Genomic DNA, 344 nt, shown 5'->3' on the forward strand with positions numbered 1-344 from the left:
AGAAGAATTTGCCCGTTATCGACATTGAAGCCGCCGCCCGACGGGAACACGCCGTTGGCGCCGCCGGATTCGAGCGGGAACGGCTCGATGATACGCGACGAAGTAGTGCGATTGAACGTACCTTCGAAGTAGGCTTCGACATCGTCCGAAACTTCGTAGTTGCCGCGTGCAGCGAACAGGTAGCGCTCGACAGGAACCGCCAGCGTACGGAAGTTCTGACGGTTGAAACCGTTCGGGCCCACGCCCGTGCCACCGCCAGCGCCGGCGGGAATGGTGCAGGTCGTCGTGTTACCTGCGTAGCATCCCTGAAGGTTGCCCGACGGGGAATAGGTGAAGGTGTAGGG

The 344-nt window shown here is 61.0% G+C and carries 1 protein-coding gene; it reads right to left on the bottom strand.

Going from position 1 to position 344, the window contains the following annotated elements:
• Positions 1–344: hypothetical protein (locus AB1L30_RS00975; RefSeq protein ID WP_367011464.1), on the bottom strand; the 344-nt coding region annotated here is incomplete at both ends.

The sequence above is a fragment of the Bremerella sp. JC817 genome (assembly GCF_040718835.1).
In the GTDB taxonomy this organism is placed as follows: domain Bacteria; phylum Planctomycetota; class Planctomycetia; order Pirellulales; family Pirellulaceae; genus Bremerella.